At 65.8% G+C, this 23,587-nt stretch carries 12 protein-coding genes; 10 read left to right on the top strand and 2 right to left on the bottom strand.

Features of this window, described 5'->3' with window-relative positions; translation table 11 throughout:
• The first annotated feature begins 2 nt into the window (after positions 1-2).
• The 6 genes from D7S89_RS14025 (at position 3) to D7S89_RS14050 (ending at position 4,985) form a co-directional block, all read left to right on the top strand.
• Entirely contained in the window at positions 3-1,037 is a 1,035-nt protein-coding gene (locus D7S89_RS14025; RefSeq protein ID WP_121278272.1) for a FliM/FliN family flagellar motor C-terminal domain-containing protein, read from the top strand.
• A gap of 107 nt (positions 1,038-1,144) precedes the next feature.
• A complete protein-coding gene (locus D7S89_RS14030) occupies positions 1,145-1,510 on the top strand; it encodes a FliM/FliN family flagellar motor switch protein (RefSeq protein ID WP_121278273.1) in 366 nt (121 codons plus the stop codon).
• Between the two features lie 18 nt (positions 1,511-1,528).
• The gene (locus tag D7S89_RS14035; RefSeq protein ID WP_121278274.1) at positions 1,529-2,071 is read left to right on the top strand and encodes a flagellar biosynthetic protein FliO; all 543 of its coding nucleotides are present in this window, start codon (positions 1,529-1,531) and stop codon (positions 2,069-2,071) included.
• Positions 2,068-2,952: a flagellar type III secretion system pore protein FliP gene (gene fliP / locus D7S89_RS14040; protein WP_245982899.1), complete on the top strand. Its 885-nt coding sequence runs from the start codon at positions 2,068-2,070 to the stop codon at positions 2,950-2,952. Before D7S89_RS14035 ends, fliP begins: the two co-directional genes overlap by 4 nt.
• A gap of 15 nt (positions 2,953-2,967) precedes the next feature.
• A complete protein-coding gene (locus D7S89_RS14045) occupies positions 2,968-3,750 on the top strand; it encodes a sigma-70 family RNA polymerase sigma factor (RefSeq protein ID WP_121278275.1) in 783 nt (260 codons plus the stop codon).
• A gap of 53 nt (positions 3,751-3,803) precedes the next feature.
• Entirely contained in the window at positions 3,804-4,985 is a 1,182-nt protein-coding gene (locus D7S89_RS14050) for a tetratricopeptide repeat protein (RefSeq protein WP_183085188.1), read from the top strand.
• Positions 4,986-5,047: 62 nt separating this feature from the next.
• Here D7S89_RS14050 and D7S89_RS14055 read toward each other — a convergent pair whose 3' ends face one another.
• Both D7S89_RS14055 and D7S89_RS14060 read right to left on the bottom strand, forming a co-directional pair.
• Positions 5,048-5,443, bottom strand: coding sequence for a hypothetical protein (locus tag D7S89_RS14055; protein WP_121278277.1), 396 nt, complete (start codon positions 5,441-5,443; stop codon positions 5,048-5,050).
• A gap of 39 nt (positions 5,444-5,482) precedes the next feature.
• Positions 5,483-6,058 (bottom strand): hypothetical protein, encoded by a 576-nt coding sequence (locus D7S89_RS14060; protein ID WP_121278278.1) that lies wholly within the window; start codon positions 6,056-6,058, stop codon positions 5,483-5,485.
• A gap of 284 nt (positions 6,059-6,342) precedes the next feature.
• Between D7S89_RS14060 and D7S89_RS14065 the strand changes: the two genes are divergently transcribed.
• The 4 genes from D7S89_RS14065 (at position 6,343) to D7S89_RS14080 (ending at position 23,456) form a co-directional block, all read left to right on the top strand.
• Positions 6,343-7,059 (top strand): hypothetical protein, encoded by a 717-nt coding sequence (locus D7S89_RS14065; RefSeq protein ID WP_121278279.1) that lies wholly within the window; start codon positions 6,343-6,345, stop codon positions 7,057-7,059.
• Between the two features lie 174 nt (positions 7,060-7,233).
• Positions 7,234-7,893, top strand: coding sequence for a hypothetical protein (locus D7S89_RS14070; protein WP_147426650.1), 660 nt, complete (start codon positions 7,234-7,236; stop codon positions 7,891-7,893).
• A 225-nt stretch (positions 7,894-8,118) separates the two neighbouring features.
• Positions 8,119-22,956: a LysM peptidoglycan-binding domain-containing protein gene (locus D7S89_RS14075; RefSeq protein WP_121278281.1), complete on the top strand. Its 14,838-nt coding sequence runs from the start codon at positions 8,119-8,121 to the stop codon at positions 22,954-22,956.
• A complete protein-coding gene (locus D7S89_RS14080; RefSeq protein ID WP_121278282.1) occupies positions 22,932-23,456 on the top strand; it encodes an SMI1/KNR4 family protein in 525 nt (174 codons plus the stop codon). Before D7S89_RS14075 ends, D7S89_RS14080 begins: the two co-directional genes overlap by 25 nt.
• Positions 23,457-23,587: the final 131 nt, after the last annotated feature.

A 23,587-nucleotide genomic window follows, 5' to 3' on the forward strand; every position in this document is an offset into this window, starting at 1 on the left:
GAATGACCGACGATCCGGCCCTGGCTATGCGCCGTCCGGCAGCGCGGCGCGCCACGCTGCTCTCGCCCGATGCTTCGGCTCGCGATGCGCGTGCGCTGCGCGCGTGGAGCGATGCCGAACGCGATTCGCTCGCACGCGCGCTTGCGCTTGCCGTGCAGCGGTGGGCTGCCGACTGGGGCGTAAGCCGCGTGCCCGCGCATGGCGTCGATGCGGGTGTGCGGTGCGTAGCGGCATCCGAGTGGGCGCGCGAGACGAACGCGGCGGTTCATGCGGCTGCACCCTGGCATAAGTTGGCGGCAGCCTCTGGCGTAGGCCGCCTCTGGTGGGCGCTCGAGCCCGCCTCGACGACGGTGCCGACGCGTCTGCAATCGGCGCGCGGCATGCTGCTCGCGCGACTGTTCGGCGCGGCCGCTGCGGTCGGTACCGCGGTGGGGGGCGATGCCACGTCCAGTATGGCCGCCGAGCTTGCCGACCAAGCGTGGACCGGTTGCCTGCGCGCGCTCGCAGCCGCGCTGTCATTCGACGCGGCGACGCTCGATGCCGAACCCGGAGCGGTACGCGATCCGGTGCCGGCAGACGCGCTGCAGCCGTGGTCCGGCTCGCTCGTCGTGATGCTGCCTTGGTGCGACGCGCAACTCGCTTTGCTGATCGACGGCGAATGCGCCGCGCGCTTTTTCAAGGTGCCGCCCGCACGCGCGCCGCTCGCAGGCGAACGCACCAGCGCCAAGCCTGCTGCAACCGCTTCCGTGCCCGTGCTGCAAGCGGTGGCCGCGCAGCGGCTCACGCTCGATGTGGCCCTGGCGCCGTTCGATCTCGGGCTCGGTGCGCTGTCCGCGATGCGCGTCGGCGACGTGTTGCAGACCTCGCATCGGCTCGATGCGCCGCTCATCGTCCACACCGGCAACACCGCAGACGCCGGCAAAAGGCAGACGATTGCCGCCGCATTCCTGGGCCAGCGCGACGGACAGCGCGCCATCGAGCTGCAACGCAACGCGGACGGCAGCGGCCACGGCAACGAACCGGCCGCACGGCGATAACGCCACGGTGCGTCCGGCATGCCGCGCGCATCGGCCCAAGCTGCCCAAAGCTGCCCAATACGACACGACAGATCCACCCGCTTGAACTGATTTTGAAGACCACGATCATGGCCAACCACGACACGACGATGCCCGCTCAAGCCGACGCTCCGCGCGCGCAAGCACTTGCCTTCAGCGAGCTCGCCGATCCGCCGTCCGGCGCGCAGGCGTCCCTCATCGATGCCCACGCCGGCGTCGCGAACCCGCTGCACAACGTGAAGGCGCAATTGAGCGTGCACGTCGGCTCGGTCGCCGTCACTGTCGGCGAATTGCTCGGCGCCAAGGAGTCGCAGGTGCTGCGGCTCGATCGCGCCATCGGCGAGCCGGTCGACGTGATGCTCGAAGGGCAGGTTGTCGCGCGTGGCGAACTCGTTGCCGTCGGCGAGCACTTCGGCGTGCGCATCACCGAACTGCCGGTGCCGCTCAACGTTTAAGCCAGCCGCGAGCGAATCATGATCGAACGATTTCATCGCGCGTGGCGCCGCGCGTCGGCCACCTGCGCGCTCGCGTGCTGCCTGGCCGGCTCGGGTAGCCTGCTGCCGTCGACGGCCTGGGCGCAGGCGGCCTCGGCATCTGCATCGGCCTCCGCATCCGACGGCACCGTCCATCTGCCCGCTTCGCTACCGCTCGTGAGGCGCGGCGATTCACCGTTGACTGGCGGTGGTGCGCATTGGGCCGCGCTCGTGACGCTCGCCGCGCTGGCGTTGGCGGCAACGTTCGCGGTGCGGCTGCGTCGACGTGCCAGCGGGCAAGGGGCGTCGGCGCTCGCCCGGCTGCCGTTCGGCTTGGGCGGCGCGCCGACGGACGCCAGCGCGCGCCTCGTGCAGTCGGTGCGGCTGACGCCGAAGGCGACCATGCACGTGGTGCAATGGGATCGCCGCGAGTGGCTGATTGCCTGCACCGATCAAACGGTATCGGTGCTCGGCGAACGCACGGGCGGTACGTCCGCGGCAGGCCATGTGTCAGGCGGCGCCGCGCCGACGGAGGCGTCATGACGTGGGCTCACCGCTTGGGCCGCTGGCTCGGTTGCGGGCTGCTGATCGGGACGCTGCAGTTCGTCGCGATCGGTGCCGCGCATGCCGCGGATGCCGATGCCGGTCCCGCTGGGAACGGCGCGCCGCTTACGCAGGCCCTCGCCGAAGGGGCGCACACCGTTGCATCGTTTGCGCAGCCGTCGGCGCCGGCCACGCCTGCCGCGCACCGCGCGCCAGCGCGCACGCACACGCCGGCATCTGCAGCGCCATCGGCGGAAACGGCGCAGGCGCTGCGTATCGTGCTGGGTCTGACGATGCTGGCGGTGCTGCCTGCGTTGCTCGTCTGCGTGACCTCGTTCCTGCGCATCATCATCGTGCTGTCGATGCTGCGTCAGGCCATCGGCATGCCGCAGACGCCGCCGAACACGGTGCTGATCGGCCTGGCGCTGTTCCTCACGATGTTCACGATGTCGCCGGTGCTGCAAAAGGTCAACGAGCAGGCCTTTCAACCGTTCATGGCCGGCACGCTGTCGGTGCAGGCGGCCTATGAGAAGGGCAGCGCGCCGATGCGCGAGTTCATGGTGCGGCAGACGCGTGAAGAAGACCTCGCGTTGATGGTCGAGCTCTCGAAGGCCAAGCCGCCGCAGTCGATGGACGACATCAGCAATGTGCAGCTGATTCCGGCCTACATGCTGTCGGAGCTGCGCGCAGCGTTTCAGATCGGCTTCGTCGTGTTCCTGCCGTTTCTACTGATCGATCTGATCGTATCGAGCGTGCTGATGGCGCTCGGCATGATGATGATGCCGCCGGCGACGATCGCGCTGCCGCTCAAGATTCTGATGTTCGTGCTAATCGACGGGTGGAGCCTGCTGCTGAAGGCGCTCGTCGGTTCGTTTCATTGAGCGTGGGATAGCGGCATGACACGCACTCCAGGCTCCGAGACTGTCGCGTCACCCGATGTGGGCGACGAGGCGGTGCTCGCGCACTGGTGGCGCACGCGCGGACAGCTCGACGACGAAGCGCACACGGCGCGCGAGCAGCTGATCACGCATTACCAGCCGCTCGCGCGCATCATTGCGGGAAAGCTCTACGCGGGGCGGACGCACAACGAGATCGACTTCGACGAGTACTTGCAGCTGGCGACGGTCGGGCTCATCGAAGCCGTCGATCGCTTCGAGGCCGAGCGGGGCGTGCAGTTCAAGACGTTCGCGACGATCCGCATGCGCGGTGCGATTCTGAACGGGCTCGAGCGTCTGACGGAGAAACAGCAGCAGATCGCGTGGCAGCAGCGCCTGCGCGCCGATCGGGCGCAAGCGCTGGCCGACGGCAAGGTGCCCGACGACCTCGATGCGCTGTTCGGTATGCTGGCCGAGGCCGGTGTTGCGCTGGCGTTGGGCATGCTGCTCGAAGGATCGGGCATGATCGACGAGCCGCAGCCCGAAGGGCATCCCGAGCAGTCGGGCTATTTCGCACACGTCGAATTGCGGCAATTGCGCGAGCGCTTGCGTACGCTCGTCGCGGAGCTGCCGAAACAGGAGCGCGCCGTGATCTGGCTGCATTACATCCAGGACACGCCGTTCGCGGAGATTGCGCTCGAGCTCGATGTTTCGCGCGCCCGCGTGGCGCAGATACACCGAAAGGCATTGATATCGTTGCGCACGTTGTGCAACGCGTTGAGATCGTGCGACGTCGCGTGGTAGCGCGGCATGCCCGCTGAAGGCCATTCATGCGCGAAGCGCAAGGAGAGAGAACGATGACTGACACCCGAACCGCCCAGGGAGGCAGCGCGGCGATGCGTGAGCGCCTCGCGCGACTCGAAGGCTATTTGCAGCGCGATCCGCACAACACGGCGTTGCTGTCCGATGCGTTCGATACCGCGCTTGCGGCTGGCGAGTTCGCCGCCGCCCAGCGCTTCGTCGATCAAGCCGCGGCGTTGTTCGACGCGCAGCCCGAGCAGCGGCCCTACTGGCAGTTCCGCGAAGCCACGCTGTGCATGACGACCGGCCGCGATGTCGAGGCGCAGCAGCTGCTCGAGGCGCTGCTCGAGCAAGGTATCGACGATCCGGCCGTCGTCTCCAATCTGGCGCAACTGGCATATCGGCATGGCGAGGACGAGCGCGCGCTCGCGCTGTTGCAGCCGCTCGCCGCGCGTCATGACTTGCCCGACGCCACGGCGGCGCTGTTGTTGCGCACGTGGCATCGCCTTGCCAAGCTCGACGAGGCCATGCAATGGGTCGGCGGCAGGTTCGCTGCGCCCGTGCCTGCGACGCAGCCGGGCGTGACGTGGGTGGGCGTCGGCAGCCTGATCGCGCTCGACGCAGGCCAAGCCGCCGAGGCGAAAACCTGGTCCGAGCAAGCGCTCGCGGGCGACGACCGGCAGATGGAAGCGCTCGTCGTACGCGCGACGATCGCGCTCGGCGAGGACGACGGCAGGCTTGCCCACGCATTGCTCGAGCGGGCGTTGACCATCAATCCGCGCGACGGACGGACCTGGTCGACGCTGGCATTCGTGGACATGCTCGATGGCCGGTTGGACGTGGCCGAGGCGCATTTCCAGCGATCGCTCGAGACGATGCCGAATCACATCGGCACGTGGCATGGCCTGGGGTGGTGCTATTTGATCCAGCGCGATCTCGCGCGAGCGCAGGCCGCGTTCGCCGCGTCATTGGAGATCGATCGCAATTTCGGCGAAACGCACGGCGGGCTGGCCGTGATCGCGGCCCTCGAAGGGCGCAGAGACGAGGCGCAGGCATCGATTGCCCGCGCCTTGGGCCTCGACGCGACGAGCCTCTCGGCACGTTACGCCCAGGCGTTGCTCGCCGGCGAGGCCAGCGACCCGCAGGCGATCGTCAGGCTCTCGCGCCGCTTGCTCGGCGCGCGCGCGGGCGGGCAGGCGCTGCAGGTGGCACGGCGCATCGAGGGCGCTGCAGGCTAGAGACTTCGTTGCAATCCTTGCGGTCGGCCTTTCCGTTGGCCAGCGCAAGTCAGGGAGGACGGTTAGCGCTTGGGCGCTGCGGCCAGCAGCGCCTCACTGGCACGTTCGATCGCGTGCGCGAGCGTCGGGTGCGCTTCCATTTGCTGTTGCACCTTGCCGACGAGTTCGTAGAAGGCCGGATCGTTGACGTGCTCTTCGCCGAGCTCGGCGAGCAGCACGGTCTCCAGAAAAACGCGGAACGCTTTGCGCGCACGCTGAGGGTCGTCGGGATCGATCGACGCGACGCGCTGCATCGCCAGCGCGGGCAAGTCGGTTGCGCCCGCTTGTCGGGCGCTGGATGCCGCACGCGCCTCGCCGCGAGCGGGAGCCTTGCCGCGCAAGGCCGAAGCGTCGCGCGAACGACCGATCTGCTCGCGAATCAATTGCGCGAGGCGCGAGGCGGCATCGATGGTCGTCATGTTCGCGGATCCCCGGAAACCGATATTGCGCCTGCGCGCTTAGTGCAACGTCTGTTTGCCGTAGCCCGACACGAGAAAGTGATTGGACTCGGACGGCTCCTCGTGACCAGGCTGCTCGCTCGTCAGTGCCGCAATCTTTTCAATCACCTTATTCATGTCCGCGTTGAGCGCGGCGTTGTCGGTGTTCGCGCGCATGCCGCGCTCGAGCGCGTCGCGCGCTTCGTCGAAGCGGTCCTGGGCCAGTTGTGCGAGGCCCTTCGCGAACAGACGCAGCGCATGCGTCTCGGGCAGCGCGTCCAGCCCTTGCCAGGCGAGGATCGCGTGGGCCGGCTTGCCCGACGTCAGATGCAGCAGCCCCAACTGAAACCGCGCGATATGCAGCGACGGATCCTGCACGAGCGCGAGCGTGAACGCGTTTTCGGCATCGTCGATGCGGCCCGTGCGCGCAAATTCGGCGGCGCGCAGAAAGTGCGGCACGGCCGAGCCCGGCTGCGCCACGAGTGCATCGTCGAGTGCCGCGAACGCGGCGTCGGTGTCGTGGGCGGCGAGCGCGGTGCTCGCGCGTTGCAGGGCTTCTTCGTAGGCGGCGAGGGCGGCGTTCTGGGAATCGGTCATGACGGCGCGCGAAAGAAAGCGTGAAAGAAAGGAACGGGAGGGGCCGCGCGCGCCACAGGCCGCGCCGGCACGGCGGCTAATGTAGCACGCGCAAACGCCATCGAACCATCGGTTCAAGTGCCGAGCCGCCGACGGTAAAAAAATTCGCACTTCCGCTTAACGAATCGAAAAAACACTGGATAACTTGCTCAGACGACCGGTTTTCGGTCGATCGCGACACCCGCGACTGGCGGATTCATGTCGACATCATTGATCTTCAAATAACCAACCCCGAGGAGGGTCAGATGGCAGTGCAACAACAGATTTCCGCCGCGCACATCGATTCGAACCAAGAAACCAGCATTCTGTATCGCCCGTCGACGCAAGCCGGCGCGAGCTGGGAAATCGTTCGCGAGCCTGTGCAACGTCGTATGTCGCAGTCGCCGATCGTCAACCTCGGTAGCGGTGGCAACTGCTCGTGCGTGCTCGCCGGCACGCCGATCCTGATGGCGGACGGCACCACGCGCGCAGTCGAAACGTTCGTCGGCGGCGAGAAGGTCCGTAACCTCGGCGGCGTCGGCACCGTCGTGGCGATCGATCGCCCCACGCTTGGCGTGACGCGTCGCATCATCGAACTGATCAACGCGCGCGGCGAGTCGCTGCTGATTTCCGACGAGCACTCGCTCTGGACGCGCTTCGGCGAAGGTGAGCAAGCGAAGGAGTGGTGGGGCACCTATAACTTCAGCCACTACTTCATGGAGCGCAGCCTGGGCAACGGCCTCATGACCACGCGCGATGCCGAGCCGCTGCGTTTCGATCTGCCGAACCAGCACGCCACCATCGACGGCTGGCACAGCGTTCAGCCGATCTACCACGTGATGTCGCCGGACACCCCGATCTACCACCTGATCGTCGATGTGGGCGGCAGCTACATCGCAGGCGGCTTCCTCATCAGCAGCCATGCAACCGACGCCGACTGCGAAGGCGCGCGTTGGGACGCAGCAGCGCTCGTCTCAGCCTAACGGATTGACGCACTCGCGTGCGTCGTTTGCGTAGTACGGCCGGCATGGACAAGCCGCTGGCCGTGCTGCGTCGGCGCATCGCGTGTTGAAGCTTTCATGTCGTAGCTTCGCGCCGCTCGAATGCGGCGCGGGCCGGCATTACATCCATCCATCGGACGGGCTCGAGGAACTTCGATGACAGCGCAACAGCGTTCTTCGTTGTGGGACGCGGTGTCGGCCACGCGCGCCGGCATCCAAGGCGGTGCTGCGCATTGCCACTGCGTGATGGCCGGCACGGCGATCGAGATGGCCGACGGCTCCACGCAACCGATCGAATGTTTCGAAGGCGGCGAACGTGTCCGCACGTTGACGGGCGACGCGCGCGTCATGGCCGTGCATCGAGCGACGCTGGGCGTGACGAGGCGCGTGATCGAGATGAAGGGCAGTTATGGCCGGTCGCTGTTCATCAGCGACGACCATCCGTTTTGGACGCACTTCGAAGACGACGGTGTGCAAATGCAGTGGTGGGGCACCTACAACTTCAGCCACTACCTCGTCGACAAGTGCAGCGATGCCCGGGCGACCTGCGAGATCGATGCGCAGGTATTGCGCTTCGACGTGCCGAACACGCATGCCACGGTCGATGGCTGGCGGCATGTGCGGCCGATCTATCACGCGATGTCGCCCGATACGCCGCTGTTTCATCTGCAAGTCGACGCCGGCGGCAGCTACATCGCCGAGGGTTTTGTCGTCAGCAGTTACGCCGATGACGACGAGTGTCTGGGCATGCGATGGGAAGTCGAGCGGCGTGACGATCGATTCGAGCAGTTCATGCAACGACTGATGCCCTCTTGATCCACAGGGCGAGCGGGACGCGGCACAGCCGTGTTTCGCGATGTTGAGTAAGTCCGTGCCGGGTTCGCGTGTATTTGCGATCGGCATATCAACACGAGCAGTTGAACACTTTTCTGTCCGTTCGCCGCGCGATCGATGCGCGAGGCGGGCGGGCGTGAGCGCGCCAAGGCCCATGACACCTGAGACGAATGGGCCGCGCAGCAGCACTCCCGAGGAATAAGAAAAATGGTAGCGATCGTCAGCGGCAATGGTCTGGGCCTGTCTTTGTCTTCGTTGTCTCTGCTGGGGCAGCGCGGCGTCACCGGCAATGCGGCCGGTGGCCGCAACGGAGAGCTCGGCTACGTCAACGCGGCGAACGGCAATCTGATCCTGCAGGACCGCGACGACTACCTCGCCGCGCATGGCCTGTCGGTCGATGTGCTGCGCACCTACAACAGCGAAGGCAACTACACCGACGGCGGCGATAGCTGGAACGTCGGCATCAACCGCCAGCGCTTGCAGATCACGGGCCTCGTCTATACGGCCGGCAGCACGATCACGCGCACCGACGCCGACGGCACGCAACGCGTCTATACGTACGATGCGACGCGCAGCTTGTACGTCAACAGCGACGGCGCCGACGCGAACGACACGATCCGCTACGACAACAAGGCCGCGCGTCTGATCCTTACCAATGGCGTGACGGGGGCTCAGGAGGGTTATGAAGTAGGCGGCCTCGGACGCCTGCTCACGACGACCGATACGGTCGGCAACACGATCACCTATAGCTATGGCAGCAACAACCTGCTGTCCAAGATCGTCGACGCGAGCGGCGAGACGACTTACCTCGACTACACGGGCAACGACGTCACGCAGATTCGTACCGTGCTGCAGGACGGCACGACGATCGCGCGCGTGCATTACGGTTACGACGCGCAGAATCGCCTCTCGACGGTCAGCGTCGATCTCACGGCCGCCAGCGGCACCACGCCCGCGACGAGCTATGTAACGACCTACGGCTACGACGGCACGAGCAAGCGCATCGCCTCGATCACACAGTCCGACGGCAGCACGCAGTCGTTCACCTATGTGCAGGTGGGCAGCGACTACCGCATCGCCACGGCCACCGACGGCAACGGCCAGATCACGCGCTTTGCCTATGACACGACGAACCGCCGTACGAGCGTCACCGATCCGCTGGGGCTGGTCTCGACGTTCAGCTACGACACGGCAGGGCGCCTGACGCAGCTTACGGGCCCGTCGGTGAATGGCGCCGCGCAATCGACCACGTTCACGTACGGCACGGGCGGCCACGTTTCGCAGATCGTCGATGCGGCCGGCCGCACCGTCACGATGCAGTACGACGCGAACGGCAATCAGATCCAGCAGCAGGACAGCTCCGGCAATACGATCACGCGCACCTACAGCACGACGTTCAATGCGCTGCTGACAGAGACCGTCTATGCGAGCCCGGCCGCTGGAACGACGCAGGCCGCGCAGCCACTGACGACGCGCTATGTGCGCGATGCGCAGAACCTGCTGCGCTTTGTCGTGAGTGCCGACGGTCGCGTGATCGAGTATCGCTACAACGCGAACGGCGAGCGCACGGCAACGATCCAGTACAGCGGCAACAGCTATGCGCTGACCGGTCTAGCTTCGACCGATGTGCCCACGCTCGATCAGATGCAGGCCTGGGCCGCGAAGGCCAACCTTGCGCAAACGGAGCGAACCGACTTCGCCTACGACTTCCGCGGGCAGCTCGCGAGCCGCACGACCTATGCGAGCGTCGATGCCTCGGGCAACGGCGTCGCTGACGGCACGCAGTCGGTCACGCACTACGTCTACGACCCGCAAGGGCGTTTGCTGTCGACCATCGACGGCCGCTCGAATGCTACGCAGCTGACCTACGACGGCCTGGGCCGCGTGCTCACGAGCACCGATGCGGCCGGCCACGTCACGGTCACGCGCTACGACGATGCGCACAACCTGACCCTGGTCAAGCTCGCGAGCGGGCTGACCACCGCGTCGATCTACGACAAGGCCGGCCACCTGTTGAGCGTCGTGCAAGCTGATGCGAACGGGCAGAGCCTGGGCCAGACGAGCTACACGTACGATGCCGATGGCCGGCTGCGCATGACGACGGACCCGACGGGCGTGCGACAGTTCGTGCTGTACGACGACGCGGGCCGCAAGATCGCCGACATCGACGGTGCGGGTGCGCTGACCGAATACCGCTACGGGGCGGGCAACGACCTCGCGCAGACGATCGCCTACAGCACACCGCTCACAGCCGCTGCCCTGGCGAGCCTCGTCGATGCGAACGGCAAGCCGGTCAACGTGAGCTTGGCTTCGATCCGCCCGGCTGCGAGCGCCAGTGATCGTACGACGACGAACGTCTACGATGCCTCGGGCCGTTTGACGATCGTTGTCGATGCCGCCGGCGATGTCACGCGCACGATCTACGACGGTGCCTCGCGCATCGTGTCGGTGATCCGCTACGCGACGCCGCTCGACTTGAGCAAGCTCGGCGCGAATCCGACGATTGCCTTGGCGACGCCGGTCGCGAGCGCGCAGGATCGCATCACGCGTAACTTCTACGACAACGACGGGCAACTCATCGGCACGCTCGATGCCGAGGGCGGCCTCGTCGAATACCGCTACGACGCGGCGGGCCGCCAGACGGGCCGCATCGCGTACGCGACGCCGGTCTCGAGCACGGCCGCTGCACAAGCCGGCGCCACACTCGGCTCGCTGATTCCTGCCGCGAGCAGCGACGACGCTCACAGCTACACGCTGTACGACGGCAAGGGGGAGGTGAGCGGGCAGGTCGATGCCGAAGGCTATCTGACGGAAACCGTCTACGACGCCGCCGGCAACGTGGCGAAGACGATCCGCTATGCGACGGTTGTGACGATGCAAGCGGGCGCGACGGTGGCTATGCTGCGCGCCGCCTCGACGGCCGAAGACCACGTCGTGACGAACACCTACACGGCGCTGAACCAGCTGGCGACGAGCACTGACGTTGAAGGCTCGACGACGCAGTACGCCTACGACAGCGCGGGCCACTTGGTGTCGACGACGCGCGCAGCCGGCACGACCGATCAACGCACGCTGACCAAGCAATACGACGTGCTGGGCCGCGTGACGGCTGAGCTGTCGGCGCAGGGCGCGTCACTGCTGACGGACGGCATGACGGCCGCTCAGATCGCCGCGATCTGGACGCAGTACGGCACGAGCTATACGTATGACGCAGCGGGGCGCCGCACGAGCGCGCTCGATGCCGCGGGCAACAAGACGCTGTTCTTCTACGATCAGGACGGGCGTCTCACGCACACGGTCAACGCGCTGGGCGAAGTCGAAGAGCGTCAGTACGACGCGCTGGGCCAACTCGTGGGCACGGTGCACTACGGCACGCGCATTGCGTTGCCGGGCTTGAGCGGTGGGCTTGAGAGCGCGGCGCTCGCCAATGCGCTCAACGCGATCCGCAATCCGGCGCTCGACAGCCGCACGACCGTCACGTACACGGCCACGGGCCTGGTCGCCTCGTCGAAGGATGCGCTGGGCAACACGAGCGCGAACAGCTACGACGCGTTCGGCGACGTTCTGTCGACGAGCACGCCGATCGATGCGACGCATGCGCTGACACGCACCTTCACGTACGACCATCGCGGTTTGCAGACGAGCGCCACGTCCGACCCTCTGGGCACGGCCGCCGCAACGTCGACGCAATACGATGCCTTCGGCCGCGCGATCCGCACGGTCGATGCGAACGGCAACGTGCGCACGCAGCGCTACGACCGCCTCGGTCGCGTGGTGCAAACCTTCGATCCGACGAACGCGAACGTCGTGACGACCTACGACGCGTTCGATCGTGTGCTGACCAAGACCGATGCGTCGGGCACGGTCACCTACAGCTACTCGACGGCGGGCCGTAGCCTGACCGTGAAAAGCGCCGAGGGCGTGACCGTCACGACGGTGCACACGCGCAACGGCCAGATCGCGAGCGTGACCGATGGCCTGGGCAACGTCACGCAGTACACGTACGACAAGAACGGCAACCTGATTCAAACGAGCACGCCGCTCACGCAGACGACGAGCCAGTACGACGCAGCGAACCGCCTGATCCAGAGCACGGATGCAAACGGCAATGTCGTCAACTTGACGTATGACGCGGCGAACCGTTTGTTCACGCGTATCGTCGACCCGACCGGACTGAAGCTGACGACGACGTATCAATACGACGCGAAGGGCCAGCAGATCTCGGCAACGGACCCGAACGGGGTGGTCACGCAGATTCGCTACGACGCGAAGGGCCAGAAGCTGAGCCAGACGGTCGACGCGGGTGGCCTGAACCTGGTCACGCAGTACAGCTACGACGCGCGCGGCAACACGCTGACGGTGACGAGCCCGGGCGGCACGGTCACGCAGTACGTCTACGACACGCTGGGCCGTCGTATCGAACAGCACGTCGATGCGAGCGGGTTGAACCTCGTCACGCACACGGCCTACGACAAGAACGGCAACGCGGTGACGGTCACCGATCCGAACGGCAACGTGACGCGCAACGTGTACGACGCCGATGATCGGCTGGTCTATACGATCGACGGCGCCGGCAACGTCACGCAGACGACGTACGACGCAGCAGGCCACGTCGCGCAGACGACGACCTATGCAACGCCGATCTCACTCGCCAACCTTGCGCAAGCACCGGCGATCGCCGATGTGCAAGCACGCGTGGTGGCGAACGCAGCGACCGATGTCACGCAACTGCGTCGCTACGACCACGATGGACGCCTGACGTGGACCATGAACGGGGCGGGCGGCTTGGTCAACTACGTCTACGACGCGAACGGCAACGTGACCAAGCGCACGGCGTACGCGAACCACCTGTCGGCGAGCGACCTGGCTGCACTCGAGCAATCGGGCGGCGTGCCCGCCCCGATCGCGGACCCCGCACACGATCTCGTCGACCAGACGTTCTACGACGCGCTCAACCGCGCGGTCTGCACGGTCAACGCGGCCGGTGGCGTCACGCGGACGCAATACGATGGCAACGGCAACGTGATCGACCGTGTTTCGTCGGCGGCCGTCGTCACGCTGACGCAGCCGCTGACGCTGGCCGCGATCAACGCGCAGCTCGGCGGTGCGGGCCCGCTCGACGCGCACGTGCACAACGCGTACGACAAGGCGAACCGGCTGGTCTACACGGCCAACGGCGTGGGTGCCGTTACGCAGAACATTTACGACGCAGACGGCAACCTGATCCGCACGATCGCCTATGCGACGCCGCTCAATCCGCAGACCCTCTCGACGGTCGCGTTGTCGTCGGTGACGAGCAGTGCCGACGATCGCGTGACGACGTTCGCGTATGACGCGGCGGGCCGCCAGGTCTTCGCCGTCGATGCGATGGGCGGCGTGGCGCGTCAGGTGTTCGACACGAACGGCAACGTCGTCGCACGCACGAACTACGCGAACCGTCTGGCGAATGTGGGCCTTGCCACGCCGACGACACTCGCCGCGCTGCAAGCCGCCGTCATTGCCGATGCCGTCAACGACCGCACGACGCGTGCCGTGTTCGACACGGCGAACCGCCAGGTGATGGCGATCGATGCGCTCGGCAATGTCACACAGAACTGGTACGACGCGGCTGGCAATGTGCTCGTGACGCGTGCGTACGCGCATGCAATCGACACGAGCAAGCTGCCGGCCATCGCACTGCCGTCGAACGTAGCGGCGTTGCTGCAAGCCGATGCGGCTAACGACCGAGCAAGGGCCTTCGCGTTCGATGCGGCCAACCGTCAGGTGTATGTCACCGATGCGTTCGGCTACGTCAAGGAGACGCGCTATGACGGTACGGGGAAGATCACCCGGACCACGCAATATGCGACGGCCATCGCGTCCAGCACCGCGAGCACGAACGCGTTGGCCGTGGCGGCAGCGCTCAAACCGAACGCCGCGCTCGATCGCACCGACAGCTTCGCCTACGACGGTGCCGGCAACCTGATCTCGAGCACCGACGCGCTGGGCGCCACGGAGACGTACGCCTACAACGGTCTCGGCAAGAAGATCGCGTTCACGAACAAGAAGGGCGCGGTCTGGAACTACGACTACGACGCGGCAGGCCGTCTGCTTCAGGAGACGGGGCCGGCTATCGATGTAGCGACCGTCACGGCGGCTGCCAACGGTACGCTGTCGGTCAACGCTGCGCAAAGCGGCGCCGCGCGCATCGTGACGCGCATGGGGTACGACGGGCTCGGCAATCTGCGCTCGCGTACCGAGGCCTACGGACGGCCCGAGGCGCGCACGACCACCTATTCGTACGATCCGCTGGGCCATCAGATCGGCACTTCGGTCACGGGCCTGACCGTGTATGCGCCGGGCGCCGACAATCTGGCCACGAACGGCGCGACGGGATTGGCGACGCGCACGGAAACGGCCGCGCAGCGCAGCACCACGGTTGTCTACGACGTGTTCGGCGAAGCCGTCGCGAACCTCGATGCAGTGGGGGCAGTCAGCTACAAGGTCTACGACAAGACCGGTCATGTCGCGTACGACGTCGACGCGCTCGGCTACGTAACGAGCTACACGCGCAACGCGTTCGGCGATACGACGGGCCTCACGCGCTATGCAAGCACGGTCTCGGTCGGCAGCGACGTCACCAAGCCGGTCTCGGCCGCCACGGTCACGGCGGCGCTGAACGCCGCGGGCGTGGATCACAGCGCAGACCGCCTGCTGACGACGAGCTACGACCGTCTCGGTCGCGCGGTGCAAGTCGTCGAGCCCACGGCGTACAACTACGATTCGAGCGCCCCGGCCGGCCAGCAATATTTCTCGGCGGGCAAGACGACGAAGACCGAATACAACGCGTTCGGCCAGGTCGTGCGCACATCGGTGCTCAAGAACGCGCTGACCAACGTGTGGACGGCGAACGTCTCGTACTACGACCTGGGCGGTCGTCAAATCGCGACCGTCGACGCGATGGGCAACCTGACGGCGAGCAGCTACGACGCCGCCGGCAACCTCACGGCGCAGACCGAGTACGCGACGGCGATCGCCGCGGGTTCGTGGAGCCTGACCGGCTATACGCTGCCGACCGCGAACGCGGCGGACCGCACGACACAGTACGGCTACGACCGACTCGATCGCAAGATCAGCGAAACGCGCCTGAACGTACAGTACAGCGACACGGCGAACGGCAACAGCACGACCGGCAATCTGACGACGACGTACGGTTACGACGCGCTCGGCAATCAGACGCGTGCGACCGACGCGTACGGTGCGTCGACCTATACGTACTACGACGCGCTGGGCCGTACGGTGGCGATCGCCACGCCGACGCGCAACAGCACCGTCGGCGGCACGGCGCTGACGCCGCTCTCGGTGTTGCGACGCGACGCCTATGGCAACGTCGTCGCGAAGATCGACTATGCGCAAGGCGCGTCGAGCGCGACTGAAGCCGGCTACACGGTGGCGGGCGCGAGCGCGGCCGACCGCACGAGCTTCACGCAGTACGACAGCGTCGGCAATGCGATCCAGAGCACGGATGCGACGGGTGTCACACACTACGCGTCGTTCGACGCGGCGGGCCATCTCGTCAAGCAATGGCAGGCCGTGTCGGGCAACGACGGCGTGACGCACACGCTGTTCGAGGCCTTCCAATACGACAAGCTGGGCCGGCAGACCGACGTCGTCGATCCGGCGCCCAACCAGCCAGGCGCTGGTCTCGTCGATACGCACGTCACCTTGAACGCGTTCGGCGAAACGGTCGCCAAGAGCCTCAACGGCGCGCAGGTCGAATACTCCGACTACGACACCGCCGGCCGTGTGTGGCGCACGAACACGGGCGACGGCGTCGACAAGGTCATGCTGTATGACCTGCAAGGGCACAACACGGCGACGATCGAAAGCTCGGGCGCCTGGATGAACAACGTGAGCCTGCGCGCGTTCGGCTCGGCCGATCAGGTCGCGCAGGTGGCCGGTGCGCGCCGCACCGATGTCGTCTACGACGCGCTGGGCCATGCGGTGCAGCAGATCGGGTCGCAGCGCGTCGATACGATGGGCGGCGCGACGATCTTCAGCATGTCGAGCCATGCCACGATCGCCTCGAGCGCTTCGCCCGTATTGGGCGAAGACGGCCACCCGGCCGTCGACGAAGGCAGCCATGTGACGGGCTGGACCGGCACGAACCAGCTCGCGCTGTCGTGGACCCCGCTCAGCGCACTGGGCGCGGGCGACGTGAAGGTGCACGTCGAATACCTGACGGCCAGCGCCGCGGTAGCCTACGACGAACAAGGCCATCCGAGCGCGTGGCAGGCCGGTGTCGCGGGTTCGCGCGATGCGCTGTACACGGGCGATGCGGCGGCGCAAGCCGCGGGCGGCGTTACGCTGACCTGGCAAGATCCGCAGAACACGACGAACGGCGGTATCGGCAAGGTCACGCGCGTGACCGTCTACAAGAAGGACATCAACGGCAACTGGCAGGTCGTGCTCGATCAGGGGGCGACACCGCCCAGCGATGCGATCCTCGTCGCCACGCCGAACGATCCCGCCACGCAGGTTCAGGTGCAGGTCGCGGCGAACGGCACCAACGGCTGGTTCGCGTTGTCGACGATCAACTTCGGCGACGCGCTGCGCGCCGATACGACCGGCCTGCCTCCGGGCGGCTATCAATACCGCGTGCTGACGACGGCGCCGGGGCAGGCGACGGCCGTGGCGCTGTCGGGCTCGCTGAGCGTCGGCGGCATCACGCTTGCGCCGATCGGCACGTCGATCAGCTACGGTCCCGCTGGGGCCGGTCAGCTCGCCTGGCAAACGCCGGGCGCGGGCGTCGATCAGATCCTGCGCTATCGCGTGCAGGGCACGTCGAACTGGAACACGCTGCCCGTCACGTCGCGCGCGAACAATATCGATGCAGTCGATACGTCGGGCCTGCCTGGCGGTGCGTACGACTTCGAACTGCTGTGGACGCACAGCGGCGACAGCACGCCTTACGCGCATGCAACGGGCTCGCTGAGCGTCAGCAACCCCATACCGCCTCGCTACGTGCCGCCCGTCAACTTGCCGAACATCACGGGCGTGACGGTCGGCACGGGTCAGGTCGGCGGCACCGTCACGGGCTACGACGAATCGGGCGAGCCGATTTACGCGACGACCGAATCCGGCGCGATCATCGGCGCCACGCAATCGAACGTCATTCAATGGCCGCAGGCAGGCGCGCCCACGAAGGTCGTCTTCCAGTACCGCGCCGCGGGCGCGTCGGCATGGACGCCGCTGACGGTCTACACCTATCCGTCGGGCAACACCGAATCGGGCGCACAGGTGGGCACGCAGCGCGTCGACATCGGCAAGATTGCCCCGGGCAACTATCAGTACCAGATTCTGCTGATGGGCCCGAACGGCGCACCGACGGCACAGGCAACCGGCAATCTGACCGTCAATGGACAGGGCCCGGGGCACTATGAGACGCACAACGTCCAGGTGCAGGTGCCCGTCACCGTCAATCCGCCGGCGCCGTCGAACTACATCACGGGCTGGACGCGCGCGACCTATAGCGCGCCGATCGCGACCTACGACGAGAGCGGCAACGCGATCCTCGCGCCGCACTATCAGTGGCAAGGCAACGTCGTGGTGGCGGTGCCCTATACGGTCACGCAGATCACGGGCTATACGACGCAGACCTATCCGGTGCAGGTACCCGTACGCGGCGATCCGATCATCCTGCGCGACGAGAACGGGCAGCCGATTCGCGACGAGTCGGGCAACATTCAGTATGCCCGCGACGAGTCCGGCAACATCGAATACACAACGAAGTACGTGACGCAGTACCAGACGCGTCAGGTGCCCGTCTACGGCAACGTCACGGTGACGCCGCCCGATCCGAGCCGCTACATGACGGCGCCGAGCAAGCCGATCTACGGCGCGCCCGTCGTCGTGGGCACGGACGAAAGCGGCCATCCGATCCTCGGCCAGCATTACCAGTGGCAGGGCAACGTCATCGTCGGCGTGCCGTACACGGTCATGCAGACGCAGACCCAGCAGCAGCAGGTCTGGGTGCCGGGCACGACACCGCCGCCGTCGATCGCTTCCACGACACCGCCGTACACCCCGGGCTATACGATCCCGGGCACGCCCAAGGGCTTTGGCGTGGGTATTTCGACGGGCTCGAACCCGCAGGCGATCAGCATCGCCGGCAGGGATGGCCTCGCCGCGGCGGGCAGTGCGTCGTACGCGACCAATGCGCGTCCGGTCGTCAATCGCACCGTCGACCGTTGGGGCAACGTGCTGTCGATCAGCGATCCGCGCTCGGGCGCCTGGGTCACGACGTATCGCTACAACGCGAACAATCAGCTCATCGAACAAGATCAGCCGAACAGCGACGGCGTTCAGGGCGCAGGGCCGGTGCAACGTATCGCCTACGACCGTCTCGGCAGACAAGTGGCCGTGGTCGATGCGAACGGGCACGTGAACGGCAAGCTCTACGACGCGGCCGGCAACGTCACGGCGGAAGTGCACGCCGACGGCGGCGTTCTGCGCCATGCCTACAACGCGTTCGGCAACGAAGTGCGGCTCATCGATGCACTGGGCAACTCCACGACCTACGCGTACGACAACCTCGACCGCTTGATCTCGACGACGCACGGCGTAGTCGGCGTCTATACCGTCGACGGCAACAACAACCTGCAATTGCAGGCGACGCGCAACCTCGTCGAGAGCACGGGCTACGACCAGGCGGGCCGCAAGCTGTGGACGTCGAACGGCAACGGCGAAGTCGTGCGTTACGACTACGACCTGCGCGGCAACATCGTCGCGACGACGCAGCCGCTGGGCCAGGTCACGCGCGATGCCTACGATGTCGAAGGCCACAAGATCAGCGAAGTCGATGCCAACGGCAGCACGGCGACGTGGCGCTACGATCATTTTGGCCAGCTGCAGGCCCATACCGACATCGGCGGGGCGAACTACAGCTATACGTACGACGGTGCACGGCAGCTGATCGCGCAATCGAACTCGCGCGGCCAGAACCAGACGATGCAGTACGACGCGGCGGGCCAGCTCACGGCAATCGTCGACAACGCAGTGGGCCAAGTCACGACCTACGCGTACAACGCCGCGGGCCAGCATGTGCGCGAGAGGACCGTGCAAGGCGGCATCGTCTACCAGGACAGCCATCTCGCGTACGACGCGCTGGGCAGGCTGCGCGACGTGGCCGATACGCGCGTGCACTTGTCGATCGACTACGACAACGTGGGCAACCGTCTGCACGAGCACACGCACGTGCTGAACAATCAGGATGCGGCGCGCGACAGCGACCTCTGGTACGCCTATGACGCGATGAACCGGCAGACGGTGGTCGACGGCACGTCGCCGCAAGGCGGCATCGTGCAAGGCCAGGGCCACCTGATCGGCTACGACCTGAACGGCAACCGCACGAGCGATACGTCGATCGGTGCGCGCATTACGTCGGGCGGCGGCAACAGCTACGTGGCCGGCTACACGATCGACGGCTCCAATCAGACGCTGCTCGACGAATCGGGCCGTCCGATCCTGAACGTGTCGACCGATGCGCATGGCCGCACGTATTACGGCCTCGACGAATCGGGCAACCCCATCTACGTGACCGCGATTCACTCGACGACGCCGATCACGTACAGCGCGAGCACGGGGGCGACGACCGAGCAATACACGTACGACGCGGTTGGACGCATCAGCCAGATCTTCCGCGATGGCACGCCCGTCGACACGCGTTACTACGACGGCGCGGGCCGCATGGTGCAAAGCGGGCCGGCGGGATCGCTGTCGCTGTCCTATACGAACCTGCTCGGCAGCGCGAGCACGCCTGGCGTGCAGACGACGATCAACCGCTTCGACGCGAACGGGCGCATGCTGCATCAACGCGTGCTGAAGGCCAACGGCGCGGCCGATCACGAGACGAACTACGACAGCTACGACAACGTCGGCAACCTGCTGCAGTACCGCTTCTTCAACCAGGACGGCTCGGCCTATACGAACACGTACCAGACGACGCTCGTCAAGTACGAGGGCTACAAGGAAGGCACGGTGCACGGCACGAGCACGGTACTGCAGCCGGGCACGACGACCGATGGCTACGACGTGAACGGTAACCTCGTCGCCGTGACGGACGCGACGCAGGCGGCCAACAACCGCACGTTGGTGAACGACGCGCAGGGACATGTGCTGTTCCGCAATCAAGGCGGAAACAAGCAGTTCTTCGTCTTCGCGAACGGTCAGCAAGTCGGCACGACGGGCATGGGCATCAACGTCCAGAGCCCGAGCTCGAACGGCCATCCGAACTTCGCGGAAGTCGAGAGCTTCAACGTCGGCTATCAGTCGATCGACGCGAACTATCCGCAGGCGAGCGTGGGCAGCTACCGCGTGAATGCCGGCGATACGCTGCAATCGATCGCACAGAGCGCTTACGGCGATAACCAGCTCTGGTATCTGATCGCCGATGCCAACAACCTGCATGGCGATTCGGATCTGAAGGTCGGCCAGACGATCACGATCCCGACGACGCCGGGTGGCATCCACAACAACGGCACGAACTTCAAGCCGTACGACCCGGGCAAGGCTGTCGGCGACACCACGCCGAACCTCGCGGCGCCGCCGGCGCATGGCGGTGGTGGTGGTTGTGGTGTGTTCGGCATGATCGTCGCGGCGGTCGTGGCCGTGGTGGCGACGGTGTTTACGGCGGGTGTGGCCGCTGTCGGGATCGGTGCGGGGTTCAGCTCGATCATGGCAGCGGGAGCGTCGGCGATGGTGGGCGGCTTAGGCGTGGCCGGGATGGGTTACGCGGCGCTCGGGGCCGCGGTAGGCTCGATCGCGAGCCAGGGCGTGTCCATGGCGATGGGCATGCAGAGTGGCTTCAACTGGGGCGCCGTCGGGATCTCCGCCCTGACCGCGGGCATCACGGCGGGCGTAGGCGGCGAGGTTGCGCCGGCGCTGGGCAAGATTGCGCCCGGGCTGGGCATCACGGGCGATGGGGTACAGGCACTGGCCGAGAGAGCGGTCCTCGGCAGCGTGATGAGCCAGGGCATCGAAGTTGCCACAGGTCTGCAGCACAGCTTCAATTGGGTGGGTGTGGCGGCTGCGGCGGCGGGTGCCGCCGTGGGCGGCGAGGTCGCGGACGGATTGAAGGGCAGCGCGTTCGTGAATGCGCTCGGCAGCGCGGGTTCGACCGTCAGCCAGACGCTCCAGGGTATCGCCAGCGGGACGACGGTGAGCCTGGTTCAGGGCGGACGGGTGAACTTGGAACAGGTCGCTGCCGACTCCTTTGGCAACGCGCTGGGGCAAGACCTGGTGGACCACATGAAGACCGTGGGGCAGCAGGAGGAGATACTGGCCAACAACGCTAGCGAGGTGCAGCAGTCGACGGCGCCAGCCAACCCGGTGCCGAGCGGTCCGGCAAGCTTCAGCACGTTGTTTGGCGTGTATGGAGGGTTGCTACAGCAACCTGACTACCGCACTTTCGGGGGCTCGGGTGGCGGCTTGTTCGACACTGCGGCATCGACAGATTCTCAACCGTCGCCGCAGACCGTGCGCGCGGGTGACTACGGTGGTTCGTTGGAGCGGATTGCCCGTGCCCAGCTGGGGGCGGACGCCGATCAGCATGCGATCAACAACTATGTGGGTCAGCTAGCCGAGATTAACGGCATCGCTAATCCGCGCCGGATTGGGGCAGACCAGCAGCTCCAGTTGCCCGATAGCAGCACGCCGGCGGCAACGACGGGTCTCGGTGTCTACTCCAAGGACATTGCCTACGGCGAGCACTTGAAGGCGGTTGCTCAGGCCGAGCAGGCGAAGGCGGCAGCACAGGCTACGGCCAACGACGCTTATCGAGAGGCCAATCGGTTCGCGGGCTTCTTGGCGGATAACCAAGCAACCGCGGCGCAGGCCCCCGCTCCTGCGGCATCGCTGTCAGCCGGGACGTCTGGTAGCGCTGGCGGTACGGTGGATCGACTGATTCAGTCCTTCGGGGGAACAGCGCTGGGGGTGGTCCACCTTGTGGCAGACACGGCGCGCTTTGTGAATGACCAAGGCTGGGTCGCGGCGAATGCGCTCACAGGGGGCTGGCTGGCGGATCATAACGATGACGCGATGGCTGCGGTCCAGCGCAACTCTGCGCTTGGTCATGCCATGGTGGAGGCCCCGGGTAAGGTCGCAACCTTCGGCTTGCGCCTGGCAACGGGTGACGTGTCGCTCGACGAAGTCAAGCAAGACGTTCGCACCGCTTGGCAATCGGACCGGATCGATCGACTGGAAGCGGCAGGGGATTATGCCGGGGCGCAGGCAATTCGGACGCAGAACGTGCTGGGCATCTTTTCGCTCGCGGTTGGCGGTGAGGGGGTGATAGCCGATTTGGCAGAGGCCGGAGGGACCGTCGCTCGCACTACTTCAATGGGAGTAAAACTGGCTGCCGAGGATATTGCAACGTCGCGTACGATGCAGCTCGCGGGGGCCAAGTTCGAGGAGTTCAATTACCAGCTGGGGATCGGGCCTTCCTATATCATGCCGCCTGATTTCAGGGTTACAGCACCCTTGGATGTTGGTGGCGCCGGTGACGCAGGGTTAGTTGGCGATAACGCAGCTCATAGTGCCTACCAGTACGAATTGTTGAAGCGCGATCTGTTGCGCCAGGAGATAGCCAATCCTGGCGAAGCGATGTCGGGACCGGTCGTCCTTCGAGATCCTGTGGCCGGCGCGACACCTGGCCAAGTGGAGCAGATTCGGCAGTATGCTGCCATCTCGAACCTGGCGATCGACGAGGGTTACATGTCGCCCACTGGCCGGGTTTCGACGGCGGGGGAGATGCGGGACGATGCTTCCGCGGCTGCGCGCGAGGAGCGGAAAGCGGCGGAAGCTGAAGGCCGGCCGTACACTGGCGTTGTTGGCCATGGCCCGGACACAACGTGGACTGGGAGGCCTGTCTCTCCTTTCTGGTTGGATATGGATTCCTCCATCAACTCCAGTCTGGGCCGCCAAGCGCAGAATTATCCTATCGGCTACAAGCCGACGAGATTTATTTACGAAGGGGATCTAAATTGGACTGGAAACGGGAACTGGTGATCTCCCACCTCGTCAAGCAGAAAATTGCTGAGGTAGATGTTGACCAGCTCTGGGAAAACACCTTGCCTGAGGTCGCGGCTTCGGAGGACCGGTTGCGGTCTCTCGAGGCGCGGCTGGGCTATGCGCTGGACTCGCAGCATCGGGCGTTCCTGTTGCATGCGAACGGATGGCGGGCCTTCAAGCAGTGCGTAGATGTATTCGGTGCCGATGATTTCGAAGGTGGTCCGCGGGCGGCGCGCGCCATTGAGCTGATCGAATCGCTTGAGCCCCTCGAACCGCTCTGTGGCTTCGGCAAAGGGGATCTGCTGCCGATCGCCGTGTCTTCGGACGACATCGACGTGATGGTGATGACCCGCCCCCACACGACGACACCGGGCAAGGTTCTGTGGTTAGCGGGTGGACTCATTGACACCTTCCCAGGGTTCGATGAGTGGTTCCTTGCGATGGTCGACTACAACCGTCGGGAATATCAGCGTCTCCTCAAGAAACACGGTTCCTGACCGCAGTAGAGCGTATAGCCTCGTCGAGGCCCGCTGCGTGATTGCACGATAGGCGAACGAGGCCAATTGCCCAGACAGACGGTCGCCACACCACGAACCCGGCTGTATACCGGGTTCGTCCTTTGTGCGGC

It is taken from the genome of Trinickia fusca, from assembly GCF_003628145.1.
Classification (GTDB): Bacteria; Pseudomonadota; Gammaproteobacteria; order Burkholderiales; family Burkholderiaceae; genus Trinickia; species Trinickia fusca.

What these genes read in the sequence shown, in the direction of transcription:
- D7S89_RS14060 (WP_121278278.1), bottom strand. Translation starts at nt 6,058, where the DNA reads ATGACCGATTCCCAGAACGCCGCCCTCGCCGCCTACGAAGAAGCCCTG.
- D7S89_RS14050 (WP_183085188.1), top strand. Translation starts at nt 3,804, where the DNA reads ATGACTGACACCCGAACCGCCCAGGGAGGCAGCGCGGCGATGCGTGAG.
- D7S89_RS14035 (WP_121278274.1), top strand. Translation starts at nt 1,529, where the DNA reads ATGATCGAACGATTTCATCGCGCGTGGCGCCGCGCGTCGGCCACCTGC.
- fliP (WP_245982899.1), top strand. Translation starts at nt 2,068, where the DNA reads ATGACGTGGGCTCACCGCTTGGGCCGCTGGCTCGGTTGCGGGCTGCTG.
- D7S89_RS14065 (WP_121278279.1), top strand. Translation starts at nt 6,343, where the DNA reads ATGGCAGTGCAACAACAGATTTCCGCCGCGCACATCGATTCGAACCAA.
- D7S89_RS14030 (WP_121278273.1), top strand. Translation starts at nt 1,145, where the DNA reads ATGGCCAACCACGACACGACGATGCCCGCTCAAGCCGACGCTCCGCGC.
- D7S89_RS14070 (WP_147426650.1), top strand. Translation starts at nt 7,234, where the DNA reads ATGACAGCGCAACAGCGTTCTTCGTTGTGGGACGCGGTGTCGGCCACG.
- D7S89_RS14055 (WP_121278277.1), bottom strand. Translation starts at nt 5,443, where the DNA reads ATGACGACCATCGATGCCGCCTCGCGCCTCGCGCAATTGATTCGCGAG.
- D7S89_RS14075 (WP_121278281.1), top strand. Translation starts at nt 8,119, where the DNA reads ATGGTAGCGATCGTCAGCGGCAATGGTCTGGGCCTGTCTTTGTCTTCG.
- D7S89_RS14045 (WP_121278275.1), top strand. Translation starts at nt 2,968, where the DNA reads ATGACACGCACTCCAGGCTCCGAGACTGTCGCGTCACCCGATGTGGGC.
- D7S89_RS14025 (WP_121278272.1), top strand. Translation starts at nt 3, where the DNA reads ATGACCGACGATCCGGCCCTGGCTATGCGCCGTCCGGCAGCGCGGCGC.